General features: G+C 43.9%; 15 protein-coding genes and 2 tRNA genes. 7 read left to right on the top strand and 10 right to left on the bottom strand.

From position 1 onward, the window contains the following. The 3 genes from AACT18_RS16415 to sodB all read right to left on the bottom strand — a co-directional run bounded on the left by AACT18_RS16415 (position 1) and on the right by sodB (position 2,071). A complete protein-coding gene (locus tag AACT18_RS16415; RefSeq protein WP_441351406.1) occupies positions 1–627 on the bottom strand; it encodes an SDR family oxidoreductase in 627 nt (208 codons plus the stop codon). A gap of 233 nt (positions 628–860) precedes the next feature. Then, entirely contained in the window at positions 861–1,364 is a 504-nt protein-coding gene (locus AACT18_RS16410; protein ID WP_026028396.1) for a VC2046/SO_2500 family protein, read from the bottom strand. A 122-nt stretch (positions 1,365–1,486) separates the two neighbouring features. Next, positions 1,487–2,071, bottom strand: a complete 585-nt coding sequence (gene sodB / locus AACT18_RS16405; protein WP_010318866.1) for a superoxide dismutase [Fe] — start codon at positions 2,069–2,071, stop codon at positions 1,487–1,489. Positions 2,072–2,313: 242 nt separating this feature from the next. Here sodB and AACT18_RS16400 point away from each other — a divergent pair, with 242 nt between their 5' ends. Continuing rightward, positions 2,314–2,646 carry a Grx4 family monothiol glutaredoxin gene (locus AACT18_RS16400; RefSeq protein ID WP_010318865.1) on the top strand — a complete coding sequence of 111 codons (333 nt, stop codon included), beginning with the start codon at positions 2,314–2,316 and terminating at the stop codon, positions 2,644–2,646. Between the two features lie 84 nt (positions 2,647–2,730). Next, the gene (locus AACT18_RS16395; RefSeq protein ID WP_094125418.1) at positions 2,731–4,683 is read left to right on the top strand and encodes a DNA topoisomerase III; all 1,953 of its coding nucleotides are present in this window, start codon (positions 2,731–2,733) and stop codon (positions 4,681–4,683) included. Positions 4,684–4,757: 74 nt separating this feature from the next. Here AACT18_RS16395 and AACT18_RS16390 read toward each other — a convergent pair whose 3' ends face one another. Further along, the gene (locus AACT18_RS16390; protein WP_026028272.1) at positions 4,758–4,985 is read right to left on the bottom strand and encodes a hypothetical protein; all 228 of its coding nucleotides are present in this window, start codon (positions 4,983–4,985) and stop codon (positions 4,758–4,760) included. Positions 4,986–5,210: 225 nt separating this feature from the next. Then, positions 5,211–5,301: transfer RNA gene (locus tag AACT18_RS16385), tRNA-Ser, on the bottom strand. A gap of 525 nt (positions 5,302–5,826) precedes the next feature. On the opposite strand from AACT18_RS16385, the gene AACT18_RS16380 reads away from it, so the two are divergent. Both AACT18_RS16380 and AACT18_RS16375 read left to right on the top strand, forming a co-directional pair. Then, entirely contained in the window at positions 5,827–6,717 is an 891-nt protein-coding gene (locus AACT18_RS16380) for a formate dehydrogenase accessory sulfurtransferase FdhD (RefSeq protein WP_094125417.1), read from the top strand. A gap of 10 nt (positions 6,718–6,727) precedes the next feature. After that, a complete protein-coding gene (locus AACT18_RS16375) occupies positions 6,728–9,037 on the top strand; it encodes an FdhF/YdeP family oxidoreductase (RefSeq protein WP_094143474.1) in 2,310 nt (769 codons plus the stop codon). A 54-nt stretch (positions 9,038–9,091) separates the two neighbouring features. On the opposite strand, the gene AACT18_RS16370 is transcribed toward AACT18_RS16375, so the two are convergent. From AACT18_RS16370 to AACT18_RS16360, 3 genes are all read right to left on the bottom strand, one after another. Further along, a tRNA-Pro gene (locus AACT18_RS16370) sits at positions 9,092–9,168 on the bottom strand. 62 nt (positions 9,169–9,230) lie between these two features. Further along, the gene (locus AACT18_RS16365) at positions 9,231–11,036 is read right to left on the bottom strand and encodes a DUF3413 domain-containing protein (RefSeq protein WP_094125013.1); all 1,806 of its coding nucleotides are present in this window, start codon (positions 11,034–11,036) and stop codon (positions 9,231–9,233) included. A 24-nt stretch (positions 11,037–11,060) separates the two neighbouring features. Further along, complete coding sequence (locus AACT18_RS16360; RefSeq protein WP_013856392.1) at positions 11,061–11,285, bottom strand: YejL family protein; 225 nt, start codon at positions 11,283–11,285, stop codon at positions 11,061–11,063. A gap of 84 nt (positions 11,286–11,369) precedes the next feature. On the opposite strand from AACT18_RS16360, the gene yejK reads away from it, so the two are divergent. Together yejK and AACT18_RS16350 are read left to right on the top strand one after the other, a co-directional pair. Then, positions 11,370–12,371 carry a nucleoid-associated protein YejK gene (gene yejK, locus AACT18_RS16355; protein WP_017042553.1) on the top strand — a complete coding sequence of 334 codons (1,002 nt, stop codon included), beginning with the start codon at positions 11,370–11,372 and terminating at the stop codon, positions 12,369–12,371. 173 nt (positions 12,372–12,544) lie between these two features. After that, on the top strand, positions 12,545–13,741 hold the full coding sequence (locus AACT18_RS16350) for an Hpt domain-containing protein (RefSeq protein WP_094125012.1): 1,197 nt from the start codon (positions 12,545–12,547) through the stop codon (positions 13,739–13,741). Positions 13,742–13,852: 111 nt separating this feature from the next. On the opposite strand, the gene nhaC is transcribed toward AACT18_RS16350, so the two are convergent. Next, a complete protein-coding gene (gene nhaC / locus AACT18_RS16345) occupies positions 13,853–15,289 on the bottom strand; it encodes a Na+/H+ antiporter NhaC (RefSeq protein ID WP_017048541.1) in 1,437 nt (478 codons plus the stop codon). A 422-nt stretch (positions 15,290–15,711) separates the two neighbouring features. On the opposite strand from nhaC, the gene asd reads away from it, so the two are divergent. Beyond that, positions 15,712–16,842, top strand: a complete 1,131-nt coding sequence (gene asd, locus AACT18_RS16340; RefSeq protein ID WP_094125891.1) for an aspartate-semialdehyde dehydrogenase — start codon at positions 15,712–15,714, stop codon at positions 16,840–16,842. Between the two features lie 122 nt (positions 16,843–16,964). Here asd and AACT18_RS16335 read toward each other — a convergent pair whose 3' ends face one another. After that, on the bottom strand, positions 16,965–17,603 hold the full coding sequence (locus AACT18_RS16335; protein WP_010318853.1) for a YchE family NAAT transporter: 639 nt from the start codon (positions 17,601–17,603) through the stop codon (positions 16,965–16,967). Positions 17,604–18,043: the final 440 nt, after the last annotated feature.

Here is an 18,043-nt window from a genome sequence, read left to right as displayed (position 1 = left end):
CTAGGCCGACATCACACGTCCGCTAAAGTATTCGTTAGCGACGATGTATTCCGTATTGCGGATCAATTCATCTTGCAGCTCAGCCCAATGGGGCTTCTCATCTACATCACCTTTTGCGCTAGGCACTACGCCTCCGACCCTTATGTTGAAAGGGGTTAGTTCTTTTGCCCAACTCTGCGTGAAACCAGAAACCATAGAATTCGCATTTTCAATTCCCGCTAGGTCATACTCATCATTTTGAGAAATGACGTTCACAATCACACCTGGTTTGTTGTTAATACGCATTCGCTCAGCACTGGCTTGACCAAAAGTGAATAAAGTTGAGGCCATCATGGCGAGCTTCTGAAGAAAGACTTCAGCTCGTTGTTCACCTATCAAGGGGGGGAGGGATGCATTTGGCCAATTATTGACCAGTACATCCGGTGCCCCATGATAGGTTTGATCAATAAAATCGAACAGCCGATGGATCGTTTCTAAAGAGTAATCTGGTGTGTGGTAATAATGAACATCCTGAGAGATCGTTTTGCAACGAGCAAAGGTTTCCATTAACCCAAATTTGTCTTGGTCACACAAAATAATTTTTGCACCTAAATGTGCGAAATGAACGGCCAGCGTGCTACCAAGCATCGAACTTGCTGAAGTGATTAATATTATTGCACTTTTTATATCCATTGGGTGCCTCACCCTATTGTTTGTTTTATTGTTGTAGCGGGATTTAGTCTCAATAGGATGGTTGATTAACTGTGGGTAGGGTGTGAATAACATCAAATTACTCAGCCTAAGCGAGCGTGGTATGTGTTTTTTTTGGTCATACTCACATTCTGATCTAGAGAATGTCGTTTTGTGTTACATACAAGACATCAAACTTGGGTGCGGATCTGATCTCGCCGGTGGGCAACGGTGAGTTGAACCGACAGATCGGCAACTAAGAGCTCAACGTTTGAGGGGGAGGCAAGATGCCTTCGCTCATGTCCTGACAGATTAAGATATACCTCTTCGGGTAAATCATGCGTATCTTCAGGCAAATAGGCGAGTACTTCAGGAGTCAAGTAGTGGCTGAGTTTCGCACTGGCGAGTCCTCCGTGATGGAAAAGCTCGGCCTGTTTTGCTGAAACAGCGTAAGAGCTTTGATCGGAACGCAGTGCTTGAGGCTCCGTAAGCTCAAATCGCTTACGTAACAATTCATCGCTAGTGGGTGGGTTTTCAATACGTTCAACAGGAGTGTTGTCGCGTACATCGTTAGAAAACATCGACAGTATGAGTGCAAAGTCCGCACGGCGTCCTTGCTGAACAGCATGGCTTAGCCCCGAGCCAAATTGAAGCTCGTTTATAATACTGGCTTTATCTAATGTATGTACTTGCATTTGCCTCTCCAACCGATGCACTTTTAGCGGCGAGAAAGCAGATAACTTTAGATAAAATAACAAAAAAGCCTGCGATAAAGCAGGCTTTTCATATGACTAAATACCAATCCAAGGGGAAAAGGTTATTTTGCTAGGTTTTCTGCAACGAATGCCCAGTTAACCAGTGCCCAGAAACCATTCATGTAGTCAGGGCGTAGGTTACGGTAATCGATGTAGTAAGCGTGTTCCCACAGATCAACCGTCAGTAGCGGAGTTACACCTTCGTGAGTCAGTGGTGTGGCTGCATTTGAAGTGTTGATGATCTCTAAAGAACCATCCGCATTTTTCACCAACCAAGTCCAAGATGAACCAAAGTTATTGATCGCTGAGTCAGTGAATTTTGCTTTAAAAGCTTCAAAAGAACCAAATGCGGCGTTGATTGCGTCTGCAACGGCACCTGTTGGTTCGCCACCTGCATTTGGTGCAAGGCAGTGCCAATAGAAGGTGTGGTTCCAAATTTGAGCGGCGTTATTAAACACGCCACCAGTTGAAGTTTTGATGATCTCTTCGAGAGATTTACCTTCAAATTCAGTGCCAGGGATAAGGCCGTTAAGCTTCACAACGTAAGTGTTGTGGTGCTTACCGTGGTGGAAATCTAGTGTTTCGGCTGAAATGTGTGGTTCTAGAGCGTCTTTAGCGTAAGGCAAAGCTGGTAATTCGAATGACATTGCTCGATTCTCCGTTGTGTAGAAAGAGTGAAAGTCTCTTTCAGTAGCTTCCAGATATTATAATGATATTCGTCGATACGACTGACTTGAAGGTATTTTAGCAAGTTTTTACTTTATTAAAAGTCCTAATATTGAAAATTGTTGTATAGGCAGGATATCCATAAATAATATGTGCTTTTTATTCTCTATTAATGATTTAGAATGTCAGTAACAAACCGCACTATCCCCATTAAGAGGAAGCAATGGAAACTATTGATAAAATTAAACAGCAACTTGAAGAAAATGCCATTCTGCTATATATGAAAGGCTCTCCTAAGCTACCAAGTTGCGGATTCTCTTCTCAAGCTGCGCAGGCTTTGATGGCTTGCGGTGAGAAATTTGCTTATGTGGATATTCTGCAAAACCCAGATATCCGCGCTGAGCTGCCTGTATACGCACAGTGGCCTACTTTTCCACAATTGTGGATTGAAGGTGAGTTGATTGGTGGTTGTGACATCATTATCGAAATGTTCCAAAAAGGCGAACTGCAACCTTTAGTGAAAGAAGCCGCTGCACGTGCAGGCAATGAAGAGTAATACTGTATAAAATAACAGTTTTTCTTGATTTATTAAGGTCACATTGGTTAATGTGGCCTTATTTTTTTGCGTTGATTTGAGTTTATGACCCGTTTATTCATTGCTGAAAAGCCCAGCTTAGGGCGCGCTATAGCCGATGCTCTGCCGAAACCACACAAGAAAGATCAAGGTTTCATTCGTTGTGCGAATGGTGACATCGTTACTTGGTGTATTGGGCATTTACTCGAGCAAGTTGAGCCGGATGTTTATGATGAACGCTATAAAAAGTGGAATTTACTCGACTTACCTATCATTCCTTCACAGTGGCAGCTTAGACCGCGCAAAACATCGAGCAAACAGTTGACTGTGATTCGTCAGCTTTTGAAAGAAGCATCGCAAATTATCCATGCAGGAGACCCGGATCGCGAAGGGCAACTATTAGTTGATGAAGTGATTGATTATTGCAAAGTAAGCCAAAGTAAAAAAGAGCAAGCATTGCGGCTACTGATCAGCGATTTAAACCTTCCAGCCGTGCAGCGTGCACTGAAACAGATGCGCAGTAACCGCGAATTCATCCCTTTATCGGTTTCAGCGCTCGCGCGTTCAAGAGCCGATTGGTTGTATGGCATGAATATGTCACGGGCTTATACTTTGCTGGGGCAGAAAGCGGGCTATCAAGGTGTCTTGTCGGTTGGACGGGTACAAACTCCTATTCTAGGGCTTGTGGTACGTCGGGATGAGGAGATAGAAAATTTCATCCCGCGAGACTATTTTACATTACATGCGTTAATCCCTTATCAAACTGATCAAGTGGCGTTTGATATCCGTGCGCGCTGGAAACCCAGCGATGCTTGCCAGCCGTGGCAAGATGAAGAAGGGCGAGTCTTAAACCGCAAGTTGGTGGAAAATGTCGCACAGCGCATCGCAGGGCAACCCGCCACAGTGATTGAAGCCGAACAAAAGCAAACTAAGCAAGCCGCGCCGTTACCTTATTCCTTATCTGCACTGCAAATTGATGCAGCGAAGCGCTTTGCAATGAGCGCCCAGCAAGTGTTAGACACTTGCCAATCTCTGTATGAGAAGCATAAATTAATCACCTATCCGCGTTCAGATTGTCGTTACTTACCACAAGAACATTACGCTCAAGCTTCGTCAGTAACTCAAGCTATCGCGTGCAACGCCAAAGAGTTGTTAACGGCGGTCAGTGGCGCAAACTTATCTCTTAAATCCAAAGCATGGAACGATAAGAAAGTGGACGCGCACCATGCCATTATTCCCACGCCAAAGCAGGCATCCGTCAATGCCTTGTCGGGAAATGAGATGAAAATATACCAATTGATTGCGCGCCAATACTTGATGCAATTTTATCCCGCTGCCGTGTACGCGGAAGCCAAGCTGGTGTTTGATATTGCGGGTGGCTTTTTTGTTGCGTCAGGGCGACAACTGGTTGAAACCGGTTGGAAGAGTTTGTTAGGCAAAGTCGATGAAGAAGAGAACGGAGTCGATGCCGTTCCACCACTGAGTAAAGGGACGGTGCTGACGTGTCGAGAAGGGGAGATTCACGATCGAAAAACCGAGCCTCCTCGTCATTTTACTGAAGCGACTTTACTACAAGCGATGACGGGAATTGCTCGCTATGTTGAAGATAAAGAGCTGAAAAAAATCTTACGTGAAACCGATGGTTTGGGTACGGAAGCGACGCGAGCGGGGATCCTTGACACTTTATTCAAGCGGCAACTCTTAACACGTCAAGGTAAGCTGATTCTAAGCTCCCCAGCGGGAAGGGGTTTAATTCATGCGCTGCCAAATGAATCAACTTATCCTGATATGACCGCCCATTGGGAGCATCAATTGCAAGCGATGGCTGAACGTGGGCAAGCGTATCAACCCTTTATGCAAGTGCTGCAAGAGCGCATTATTCAGATCATGGAACAGGCGAAATCGGGCGCAGTGCCAGAGTCGCTTCGCTCATTGCCTAAAGTGGAGCGCCCTGCATTCAAACGAAAGACACGTAAATCCAGCAAAACCACGCGTTATCAACGTAATTCGGCTCAATAAAATGACATCAAAGAATCGGTCGCTAAGTAAGCAGAGGCCAGTGAATTAGGTAAGATGTTCACCGACCTGACGAGCTAATTATCACATTTTCGATAAAAAAGGCTGGTATCCCAATCGGTTACATTATCAGTCACTTTGCCGACAAGTGGCAGTAAACGCCACGCCTCGCGCTCTTGAAAAGGGTGGCTTGTTATCACGGCAAAACCAGCAATACAGCATCTTCCACCTTTAGAACGGATAAACTGGGCAATCGAGCTGACCGCTTCTTCACTGTAGGATTCAATCTTATAGAGATGGCTCATACACTTCTCCTCTCTAACCATGCCATTAATTACGACATAACCGTTGAATAATGGGAAGCATATTTGATGCCAGTTTCTAAAAAATACACCTTTGGTATGTGATGAATGGAGAGGGTACTTATCTAATGAATGGCAACTGGTGCGTGGAATAAAATATCAGTATGAGAAAATGATGTTAATCAGATACGAAAAAGCCGCTGTAAAAACAGCGGCTTTTCTTAAAAGTGGCGGAGAGATAGGGATTTGAACCCTAGGATAGCTATTAACCATCGCCGGTTTTCAAGACCGGTGCTTTAAACCACTCAGCCATCTCTCCGTGTGGTGCGCATAATAGCGAGGCAATTTTACTTTGTAAAGTCTTGAGCTGATCGTTTGCTGGTTTTGTATACAATTGACGATAATTTTCCACTAATGGCTTGATTCTTAGCGCCTTGTTGGAGAAAAAATGTACATTAATGCGTGCTTCGTTATGGCGCATTTTTTATTTGGTTGCTGGCTTAACGGTGAATTCTTACGATGTTTGCCTGATGCTCTCTTGTAGTATCAGGCTACCGGAGTTTCATAAATGGAATGTTATTTCTTTTTTATGCTTTTATGTTCATATAATGCTTGAACCTCTGGGAATGACGGGTAACAAGCTAAAACTGGCAGGGAAATGGTACTAAACCTGAACCATAGCCAAAAGATGGCTTTCTTGACCCTGCGCAAGGTGAGGAGTAATTTGCAGCTTCCTGTGTTTAAGGCACTGCTTCCATTTCCAATCATTAAGTACAGAGTGTTTGCAGGAGTTTATCTTGCACTCACCTATGCTGATGATTGAAATCAGTCAATAAAAAGAACCATGCTAGAAGAAACGACAACCAATGACCCTCATGATGCTCAACCTGAGGGGACTGAACGCATTTATCGCCAACGTTTTGATTCCAAAATAGGGTTTCAAAATGAATATGATATTCTTGCTATTGAAGAGCCTTTACAAATCAGTTTGCAATGGAATGATACGGTTACTAACAAGCTGCATATCGAAGAGTGGAGCATGACAATGCGAACGCCTGGTGACGATGCTCATCTCATCGGTGGCTTACTTTACACGCAGCAAGTGATCGATTCATATGACCATATACTCAATATGGAATTGGTTGACGACGAATCACGCCATGGCCAGAATCACTGGTTGGTCACGCTCAATCATCCATACACTGATGTGATTCAGCATCAGGCCCGTCGTTATATGAGCCAGTCGAGCTGTGGCATTTGCGGTATGACATCCATCCGAGCCTTGAGTTTGAGGCGAGAAATTCGTGTTGATAATAGCCCGAAATGGCTCTCTTCTGATGTTGTTATTGCGCTTCCTAATCTGCTTCTTGTTCATCAACCACTGTTTGCAAAAACGGGGGCGGTGCATGGTGCGGGTTACTTCGTGAATGGCGAGTTGATTGCCGTTGCGGAAGATGTGGGCCGCCATAATGCAGTGGATAAGTTGATTGGTCGAATTTTGAGTGAGCAACGTTGGCACCCGCAAGGGGTATTGATTCTTAGCGGCCGAGTGAGTTTTGAGTTAATGCAAAAAGCGGCTATTGCTGGCATTTCAGTGGTGGTGGCTGTTGGTGCGCCATCACGTTTAGCGCTCGATATGGCGCGTCAGTTCGATATGACACTGATTGGTTTTATCAAAAAAAATCAGTTCAATATATACCATGGTCATGCACGTTTGCAGTCAGTGAAAGAGTGAGAAGAAGAATATGAGTATTAAACAATATACCGGTTCGGCTGGTGGTTGGGGAGCGCTAAAAAGCACCGCGCATCATCTATTGAAAAGTCATAATGTTGCCAAAAATATTTCCAATCTTTTAAAAACCAACCAAGACCATGGTTTTGACTGTCCGGGCTGTGCTTGGGGTGAAAAACATGTCCCAGGGCGTTTTCGTTTTTGCGAAAATGGCGCTAAGGCCGTCAACTGGGAAGCCACTTCTCGACGCGTTGGGGCGGATTTCTTTAAGCAATATTCGGTCACTTGGCTCAATAAGCAGAGTGACTATTTTCTCGAATCTCAAGGGCGTTTAGCGGAACCAATGCGCTATAACGCTCAAACGGATCACTATGAGCCAATCAGCTGGGATGAGGCGTTTGCACTGGTTGCACAACACCTCAATCAACTCGCTAGTCCAAATCAGGCGGAATTTTATACATCAGGCCGCGCGAGTAATGAAGCTGCATTTCTATACCAGTTGTTTGCGCGCCGGTTTGGTACCAATAATTTTCCTGATTGCTCAAACATGTGCCATGAAGCTACGAGCGTCGCCTTGGTTCGCTCGATTGGCATTGGTAAGGGAACTGTGACTATTGAGGATTTTGAAGAATCCGATGCGATTCTTTTATTTGGACAAAACCCAGGAACGAATCACCCTCGTATGTTGGAAACACTGGCGTCAGCCTATAAGCGTGGCGCTCGGGTTGTTGCGTTTAATAATTTAAAAGAGCGAGGATTGGAGCGTTTTACTAACCCGCAAAATCCTTTTGAAATGTTAAGCAATGGTTCAACACCGACCACTAGCCATTATTTCACTCCTAAATTAGGCGGAGACATGGCGGCGGTTCGTGGCTTGGTGAAAATTCTTCTGGCTCGTCATCAGCAAGCACAGACCCGTGGTGAATCGATATTCGACCTTAATTTCATTGCCCAGCATACCGAAGGGATGGAGTCTTATTTAGCCATGGTACAGGCTACGTCGTGGTCAAGTGTTATTGAACAATCAGGGCTCACGCAACAAGAGCTAGAGCTGGTGGCAGATATTTACCAAGGCGCTAAACGCGTGATCGTAACTTGGGCAATGGGGGTGACTCAGCATAAGCATTCGGTGGCAACCATACAAGAGTTGGTCAATCTACAATTACTGTTTGGTCAAATTGGTAAGGATGGTTCTGGGGTATGTCCTGTCCGTGGCCACTCAAATGTGCAAGGTGACCGCACGGTTGGAATTAATGAAAAACCGCCTGCATTTCTACTCGACAATATTGAAAAAGTACTGGGCTTTACGCCACCAAAAGCGCATGGCCATAACGTAGTTAATGCTATTGAGGCGATGCTACGGGGTGAAAGTAGAGTCTTTATCGGTTTAGGAGGAAACCTCGTTGCTGCTGCGCCCGATACCGAGCGTGTCGCACAAGCAATGAAAAACTGTAATTTGACCGTAAACATTGCGACTAAACTGAATCGGAGTCATGTCAACCCGGGCAAGGATGCGTTGATCCTGCCTTGTTTAGGTCGGACAGATATTGATATTCAGGCTCAGGGGCCACAGAAAATTACCGTTGAAGACTCATTCTCCATGGTTCATGCCTCTTCTGGGCGAATTGATGTTACAGGAGAGATGATGCGCTCAGAGCCTGCCATTATCGCAGGAATGGCAAAAGCGACCTTAGGGGAGGGAAATCCAATCGATTGGCAATCCATGGCCGATAATTACGATAACATTCGAGATTTGATTGAAAAGATTATCCCAGGATTTGCCAATTTTAATCAGCGGCTCAAAGGGCCTGGCGGTTTTTATCTTGGTAATTCAGCGCGTGAATTTAATTGGAAAACGCCCACAGGAAAAGCGCAGATAAGCAGCAATGCACTTCCTGAATCTATCGTTCCGCTCAAAACTCAGCAGATGACCAAGAAACCGATTTTTGTGTTGCAGACGATGCGTTCGCACGATCAGTACAACACCACGGTTTACGGTTTGGATGATCGTTACCGAGGTGTATTTGGCGAACGTAATGTCATCTTCATGAATGAAAAAGATATTGAGCAGCTGCAATTAAAAGCGGGTGAACGAGTCGATATTGAGACACTGTGGGATGATGGTATTAAACGTGAAATTTTGGGCTTCAAAGTGGTCGCCTATGTAATTCCTCGAGGGAATGTAGCGGCCTATTTCCCTGAGGCAAATGCACTCATTCCATTGAGCAGTAAAGGCGACTTTAGTGATACCCCGACATCAAAATCTATTGCCGTTGTCATTCATCCAACCAAAGTTGCGCCACTGTTAGTTCAAACAGACTAAAAAATCAGATACTGAAGCAAAAAAGAGAGCCGAAGCTCTCTTTTTTTAGGTGTATGGTCGGACTGAGAGGATTTGAACCTCCGACCCCCGACACCCCATGACGGTGCGCTACCAAGCTGCGCTACAGTCCGATTGGCGTAATCTAATCATTTATCCCTTTAGCGTCAAGAGATAATCTTGCTAACGACCTGATTTAATTATCTTTGGCGTAAAATCTCTGCAATTCAGTTAAGCCTTGCATCAGTACAGGTAACGCTGGGCTAGAGTCTTTCTGACGTTGATAGTTTTCATCAAACAGCTTGAAGTTGCCAAATTTATCAATGAGAGTCGTTTGGGTATCGGTAATCAAAGCTAATTCACGGGCATCACCGGCTAAAATCCACTTCCTTTTGTTTTCATCAAACAAGTTTCTACCACTGCTAAATTCAATAGGGTTGGATGAAGCACCTAACAGATCCTGTAAAAGCGTGACTGAGAAATCTAAGTGACTTGAACGGTGTGAGTATTCCCCTGCCATTTTTCCAGGCCAATGGATGATCATCGGCACTTGTAACTGGTATCGGCTGTAATTGCTGTTAGCACCCCAGCTGTTGGTTTTTGTCTCGTTAAACTCCGCGCCATGATTTGAGGTGATCACAATCAGCGTATTGTCTTGCAATTGTAATTCGTCAATCTTAGTGAGCAGCAGGCCTATTTCTTGGTCGGCTGCATTGACCGAGTTATTGTAACCAGCACGCAGGCGATCGCTGGCACTACCTTTACTTGACCGATGGTCAAAGTCATTAAAGTTGTCAACGGTCGTCAACTCCAAATAGCTGAACCAGGGTTGTTCGGTTTGCTCGGATACCCATTTATGCCAGCGTTGTATAGTTTGGTTATCTGTGCTCGATTCTTGATCAAAAGGAGCTTTAGAGACCGTTAAAGTGCGGAAAATCGTCTCTTCGTATAAGGTGTCGTCAAAATTATCGCCACTAAAGAGGCCAAACTGATAATTCTGTTTTTTCAATACATCTATCAGTATCGGAGGGGTACCTTGTGAACGAATGGCGTTGGCATAACTGCTTGGCAATCCATAAAATAAGCCAAAGATCCCAAACATGTCATTACTCGAGCTGTAATGATTATTAAACTTCAAATTTTCTGTCGCAAATTGGTAAGTGTTGGGCATGATTTCAGCTGTCAGCACATCACTTCTTAAATTATTGACACTCACTAGCAAAATATTGAGATTATTTGCTCTGCGGCCAAATTGAAGAGGCTCAAGAGGATAACGAACAATGTTAAGGTTCTCTTCATTATCCTTCAAACGCTTTAAGTACACATCACGATCAAATAGACCGTGTTTTTCCATGAACGATTTTGCCGTCATTGGATAGGAGAGCGGGAAGTTTGATTTTTGGCTGGTCACTGATGTTTCTAAATACGCATCAGACCAAACGTAAATAAGGTGGCTGGTAATAAAACTAATGAAAAATACCGCCGCGATGGGCCGGCCAACGTGTTTATGCGATAGTTTTCGCTGCTTACGCCAAACCCACTCCGAAAGCCCAAGTTGTAAGAGGAAAATGAGCGGCATGACCACAAACAGATGCTGTAAGTCGGCGGTGATAGCGCTGGTCTCATCGCTAAAAAGCAGTTCCCATACAATCGGTGTTAAGTGCAGGTTGATTGCTTGATAAGCTTGGGTATCGATTAATAAGAGTGTGAGTCCTAACGTTGCAAAACAGACCGCCACGAAGCGAAATAGTTTGCGCGACGGAATGATGAATGTCAGAGGGAATAAAACCAGCAGATAGAGTGCAAAGACCAAAAATCCAAAATGGCCGACCCAAGACACAGCTAAATAAAACTGCCCCAACAAGGTTTCAGGCCATGGTGATTGTACGATATATCGAGTACCAATAAGCATTGCTGCAATGATATTGAAGAAAGCAAACCAATGCCCCCAACCAACCAACCGTGATACGCGTTCACCGTATGTATTTTCGCTATCTGCCATGTGATTTTCTATCTATGCATTCTATTAGTGAGTAGTAGTTTCTAAAGACGACATCAATGCCTGAGCAAATTTTTCCGCAATCGCCTTACGCTGTGAAGCGGCAACGTTTTGGTTTAAGACATTCGTTGCAATGTTTCCCGCAATCATGAGAGTAAGCTCAGGGGAAGCACTATGTTTAGCGAGGATGGCAGCAACTTCTGTCAGGATATTTTCAATTCTTTCGTCGCTGTATTTAGATGTAATAGGCATAAAGACTCTAATGATGATAGTAAAAGCGGCTTATGATAACCTACAATGCCTTACAACTGAAACCAGAACGATGATAATTTCACTATGAGTCTTCACCTTTCCAACGTGATTTTGCACCAATTAAGCAAAAACGAGCAAGATGAGTTGGTGGTTAAATACCGCTCTCAATCTTTAGATAATGATACGTCTGCCGAAAATTTAGTGGCTGAGTTGCATCGCGTGTTTAATTCGAAAGCGAGCAAAGGTTTTGGTTCGTTTAAGTCGGACAGTGATTTTCAAACTTGGTTGCAAGAACTTCGTCAAGGTGAGCGTGATTTTTACGATTTTTCACAAATCAGTGCTCAACGGCTGAAAGATGAATTATCAAAGTATCCGTTTGCTGATGAAGGGATCTTAGTGATGGCCGAATATCAGTCACTAGCTACCGATTACCTATTTATTGGGCTTTTACCTCTCAACCAAAGTTTGAAAGTAACAGAGGGGCTCGACATTAGCGCGACAGATTATCTTGATATCAACAAAATGGATATCGCGGCGCGTCTTGACCTCTCAAGTTTTGAAACGGACAAAAACTCAAACCGCTACCTTGCCTATATCAAAGGTCGCGTTGGTCGAAAAGTGTCGGATTTCTTTCTTGATTTTCTGCAAGCCGATGTCGGGTTAGATACCAAAGTGCAAAATCAAGTACTGATGCAAGCGGTACAGGATTTTTGCACGGATTCTAAGCTAGAAAAAGATGAAGCGATCGGTTACAAGAAGCAGGTTTACGATTACTGCAATGAGCAAATTAAAGCCGGTGAAGAGGTTCATATTCGTGAGTTGTCTGGTGAATTACCTGCTAGCCAAGACGGCACGGGTTTTTTCGAATATACGCAGGCACATGGCTATGAACTGGAAGAGAGCTTTCCTGGTGATCGTTCTACCGTGCGTAAACTGACCAAGTTTGTCGGTGCAGGGGGCGGTTTGAATGTGAGCTTTGATAGCTTGTTATTGGGAGAGCGTATTTTTTATGATCCTGAAAGCGACACGTTAACCATCAAAGGCACGCCACCGAATTTAAGAGAACAGTTAACGCGCCAGCGTTAATCGTTTACCACTAAGAGAGCTTGATATGGCTCTCTTTTTTGTCTTTTCTCCCGATGTACAACTCAGCACGGTCCAAACTTTAGGTTTATGCTTGTATTAATTACAAGTACAAATTGGTAATCACAGTGTTTGGGCAAAAGAAATCAAAACGATTCAGCGTGAGATCGTATGGAGTGATTCTGTTTGGTTGGTTAATCTCCGTTGGTCTTGTGTTTTGGCAAAGCCATTTAAGCTACCAAGCCATGCATGCGGTGAAAGAGTTACATTACAGTGTTGAAGAACTTAAAAGTTCACTCTATTTTAAAGAGCCTTATCGTTCGACGCGAGCGAATGATATCGCGCTGAATGTACAGCTACTCTATTCACTTAGGCTACAACTGGAAGTTGAGTACCGAGATTTTTCATGGCGACCAGATATTCAGCAATTGCTTCATGTGACTGATCGCTATATCACACTGACCAAATCGTATTTGTCGATTGAGCTTAATATTCAACCCTTGGTTGAACGCCTACAAGTGCTGCGCGATAATCCCACTAATTCAGAACAACTCAAGCAAATGTATGTGGTGTTAGGCGCTTATGTATTTGAAGCGATGTTCAGTGACACTGAGCAAAATCCGGGGATCTATCGAGCATTAGATAAACTCTATGTGGATGGGCAATCTTTACCAGCCATTCAGAAAAAAGAGTTAGAGCAGACATTAACACAAGCGTCTGATTTACTGAATCAATACGCCCAAGGTGCACGTTTGGTCGACAATTTAATCAATCACTCTATTTACAATCAGCTTATCCATGTTGAAAACCAATACCATCGTCTTTTAAACATCTATGCTTATCTTGTCACGGGGTTAAGTGGTGGTGTTATGCTATTGCTGGGTTGGTTGATGTTTCGGTCATCAGTTTTAACTCGTTCTCATGTTAATAAAGTTCCCAGTGCTGCGAAAGAGGATGCGTCATCTGAGATAAATCCCAGTCGTGTTTTGTCTACAGAAGAACCACAGGTGGAAACATCGGATCTTTCTGATGATTTGGCCATCGATATTGAATCCATGCTCATAACTCTCAATGGCGATGTTGAGTCTGTCACTCTACTGTTGAGCGTATTTATACAAGATCATCAGCATGATGCCACTGAATTGAAAAGATTGGTGCATTCTGATTTGGAGGCTGCTCAACGTCGAGCACATAGCCTGAAAGGCGTCGCGGGCAATCTTGGTTGCCGTTCTCTCAAGCAGATAGCGTCAGAAATAGAGCTGCGACTTAGTCAGAAGCAACGACCTACGGAGAGTCAACTGGGGTTATTAACGACGCAATTAGCGGCCGCTATAGCCAGTGCGCAACACTACCTTGATCAAAGAAAACGATAAGCCAGTTCTATCGTGTCAGCTTTAAATGGTGATTCTGCTTGTAGTAAAAAAAGAGCTCAGTTGAGCTCTTTTTTACTGGTTTTTTAGTTCAATGACTTTTGCAATACCCTGCTAGGCTGACTGTTGGTTGAGAACCGGTGCTTGTTCAGCACTGTCTGCTGGTGCAGTAGGTTCACATTTATCAACAAACCAACCCATGTAAGAGGTAAAAATGGTCACCAAAATACAGACAAAGCTTAGCCACATAAAGGGGGCATATGAGAGCGTTGCAACGCCTAGAATGCTCGCCATGTAGATGCCATTATCGCTCCATGGCACCATACCGGAGGTGAGCGTGCCACCAAATTCAGCGTTACGTGATAGGTTCTTACGCTGATAGCCTAAACGGTCATAGTTCTTGGCACAGATTTTAGGGGTCAGGATGAGTGAAACATACATGGCTGAGCCAAAAACGTTGCCCATAAATGCAGTACCAATAGTACTGGTTGCCAGTGAACCTGCGCTTGTCACGCGGCGCTCAAACAGTTTTGCGATGGTTTCAAGCACACCCACTTTATCTAGCAATCCACCAAACCCGAGACCAAAGACAATCACGGCTACAGAACCAAGCATAGAGGACATGCCGCCTCGGTTTAAGATTGAGTCAATGAAGCCAACGCCAGATTCAATATTGTAAGGTGCCCATGCGGTATTGAAAGCTTGCAAGAAGTCTACGTCTTGGATCATCACAGCCCAAATGATGCCCAGCAATGAACCAAAGCTAATTACAGGAAACGAAGGCATTCTCATCGCAAGCAAGCCGAGTACAATCAGCACTGGCACAAAAGAGTATGGGGTAATGTAAAACTGCTGTTCCATCGCCTCAATCACGCTTTGTACTTGAGACATGTCTACGTTACCCGCATAGTGGAAACCAAATAAGGTAAACATGATACCCGTGATCACGTAGCTGATAAGCGCTATCGGCAGCATACCTTTAATGTGCTCCATCACTTCAACGTTAGACATCGAAGACGCCAGAATAACGGAATCAGATAATGGCGACATTTTGTCACCAAAGTAACAACCTGAAAGTACTGCGCCAGCGGTGATTGGTGCTGGAACGCCAAGACCCTGACCAATCCCCATCATGGCAATCCCCGCGGTACCAGCTGCACCCCATGAGGTTCCAGTTGCTAAAGCGGTGAGAGAACAGATGATCATCGTTGCAAGAAGGAAAATAGAAGGATGGATTGCTTGAAGACCGTAGTAAATGATGGTCGGCACGATCCCGCCGGAGATCCAAGTACCAACTAATGCGCCAACAGCTAAAAGTATCAACACGGCACCTAAACCATTAGAAATACCATTCAGTGCTGCTTTTTCTAATTCTTTATATTGGTGACCTAAACGAACACCGAGCACAATAATGATGAACCAGCCAATGTATAAGGCTAGTTGGATAGGGAGATCGAGTTGAGCTGTAAACGAAAACGCGAGTAACAAAAACAAGCCTAGAGCAATAATTACTTGAATTAAGCTAGGTAGGCGTTGAGGGGCTTGCGTCATAAAAGAGCCTCTTGTCAGATTTATGATCTAAGGACAGAACGGTGCCCTTATTGAGTTCGATCGCACTTTACAATAGTTAGCATAATATATCGACATCAAACACCTCGGATGTGATTTATGTCGTTCAAGTGGTTAATCTTCGATGTTAAATGTTGATAATAGTTAAATTTAATGGTTATAAATGTTTTGTAGTGTGGGCTTTTTGTGTAACAAGAACGTGATTATTTAGCGTTTCGTTGATTATTGAATGCTGAATCATAGTGCGGTTGAGTGATTTTTAGGCTTAAATGTGTTTTTTACAAAACTGGCTACGCAGAAAGAAAAAGTTACCACTTTTACTAAGAAAGTCTTGAGATTTTATGCTGAACCACTTATAGATGAAGCAATAAATTTTCATTTTAGATACATGGAGAGTGAGCGCGATGAGAGTAGGTTTAGTGGGTTGGCGTGGTATGGTCGGTTCTGTACTGATGCAGCGTATGGTTGAAGAAAATGACTTTGACTTGATCGAACCGGTTTTCTTTAGCACATCTCAAATTGGTATTCCTGCCCCAACGGTGCCTTCTAAGAAAGGCAATCATCATACAGGGTTACTGCAAGATGCTTACGATATTGATAGCCTCAAACAATTAGATGCCATCATCACCTGTCAAGGTGGTAGCTACACTGAAAAAGTGTACCCAGCGCTGCGTCAAGCGGGTTGGAAAGGTTACTGGATTGATGCTGCATCTACCTTACGGATGGATAAACAATCAATCATCACTTTAGATCCGGTCAACTTGACACAAATTCAGCACGGCATCCATTCAGGAACCAATACCTTTGTGGGCGGTAACTGCACAGTCAGTTTAATGCTTATGGCATTAGGCGGCCTTTATGAGAAAGGTTTGGTCGAGTGGATGAGCGCAATGACCTACCAAGCAGCTTCGGGTGCTGGCGCTCAAAATATGCGCGAGTTGATCTCGCAAATGGGAGTAATTAACGATGTGGTGAGCTCTGAATTGGCTAATCCATCGAGCTCAATTCTTGACATCGACAGAAAAGTGGCTGAAACCATGCGATCACCTTCTTTTCCTACCGAGCAGTTTGGTGCACCACTAGCGGGTTCATTAATCCCTTGGATTGACGTCAAACGCGACAATGGTCAAAGCAAAGAAGAGTGGAAAGCGGGCGTTGAAGCTAATAAAATTCTGGGACTTCAATCGTCACCGATCCCGATTGATGGAACCTGTGTTCGTATTGGCGCAATGCGCTGCCACTCACAAGCATTAACCATCAAGCTGAAGAAAAATGTTCCGCTTGATGAAATCGAAGAGATGATCGCTACGCACAATGATTGGGTGAAAGTTATTCCAAACGAGCGCGATATTACCGCACGTGAATTGAGCCCTGCCAAAGTCACTGGCACCTTGTCAGTTCCCGTAGGACGTTTGCGTAAAATGTCTATGGGTGATGATTTCTTAAATGCGTTTACGGTGGGTGACCAATTATTGTGGGGAGCTGCTGAGCCGCTTCGGCGTACTTTGCGGATCATTCTGGCTGAAAAACAGTAAAGATGGATCTCGGTTTAAAACTACCTGAGTAAAAATACAAAAGGGGCGCTTTATGCAAAGCGCCCCTTTTTTTATGTTTTTATGCTTTTTGTCTGTAGTCACAGTGACGATGTTAACCGCGGTTATGCAAGGCCAGGAAATAAATTTCTGAGCCCATTGGCAATAAACTCAATACCGAGTGCGCCGAGTATCAAACCCATGATCCGCGTAATCACGTTGATACCCGTTTGACCTAAGAAGCGGACAATATAGGGCGCTGAGCGAAACAGCAGCCAAGAGCTTAAACTAAATAACACCACAGTGATTATAATGCCCACGGTATCGAACATGCTTGGGTAGCGAGAGCCATACACTATGGTTGAACTGATGGCACCCGGTCCTGCCATTAAAGGCATAGCGAGTGGCACAACCCCAATTTGTTCACGGCTAATGTATTCAGATTTCTCTTGTTTGTTTTGTTTATCTTCACCCAATTTACCGCTCATCATCGAAAACGCGATGCTCAGCAGCAATAGGCCACCAGCTACTCGAAACGAATCTAAAGAGATACTAAACATATCCAGTAACATCTGCCCAGCAAGCAGTGCGGTAATCAAAATTATTGCCACAGCAATATTCGCTGTAGCCGCCGTTTTGTGTTTCTCTTCTTGCGTCATATGCCCAGTGAGAGAGACAAATATTGGCATAATCCCCACGGGGTTCACAGCGGCTACAAGGCCTAAGAAAAACTGCAGGAAAATGGCTAACTCAAAGGTTTGCATGGCATTTATCTCTAATGGATCATTTCGATGAAATATTACGTGGCTAATGTAAGCGAAAGCAAAGGATAGCACGAATGAAAAAAACTAAAGCGATTGGGGTTTTATTGCTGAGAAAAACTAATTCAATGAAGAAAACGTTTTACAATTGTTTTTCTAATGTATGTGAGTGGTGTTGTTTTTTGCTCAACTGTTAACATCTGCACATTTTTAATAAAATTAGTGCTCCTAGCTGGTGGTAAAAGTGAGAGTCGATATACTCTCAGTAGCACGTAAAATGAGGTGTGTTCATTCATCTATCGCTCAAAAATGAAACTTTTTTACAGATTGTTGTAGTTTTTATAGTTTTCGTTGTTTAAGTAAATGTTTTTTATTCATTTAATTATATATATGTTTTTTGTTTATTTTCAGTGTCTTGTAGGCGATTTTGTAGGGTGGTTACC

It is taken from the genome of Vibrio sp. V04_P4A5T148 (assembly GCF_963875605.1).
Lineage (GTDB): Bacteria > Pseudomonadota > Gammaproteobacteria > Enterobacterales > Vibrionaceae > Vibrio > Vibrio anguillarum.
This window is presented reverse-complemented; position numbering and strand designations above follow the sequence as displayed.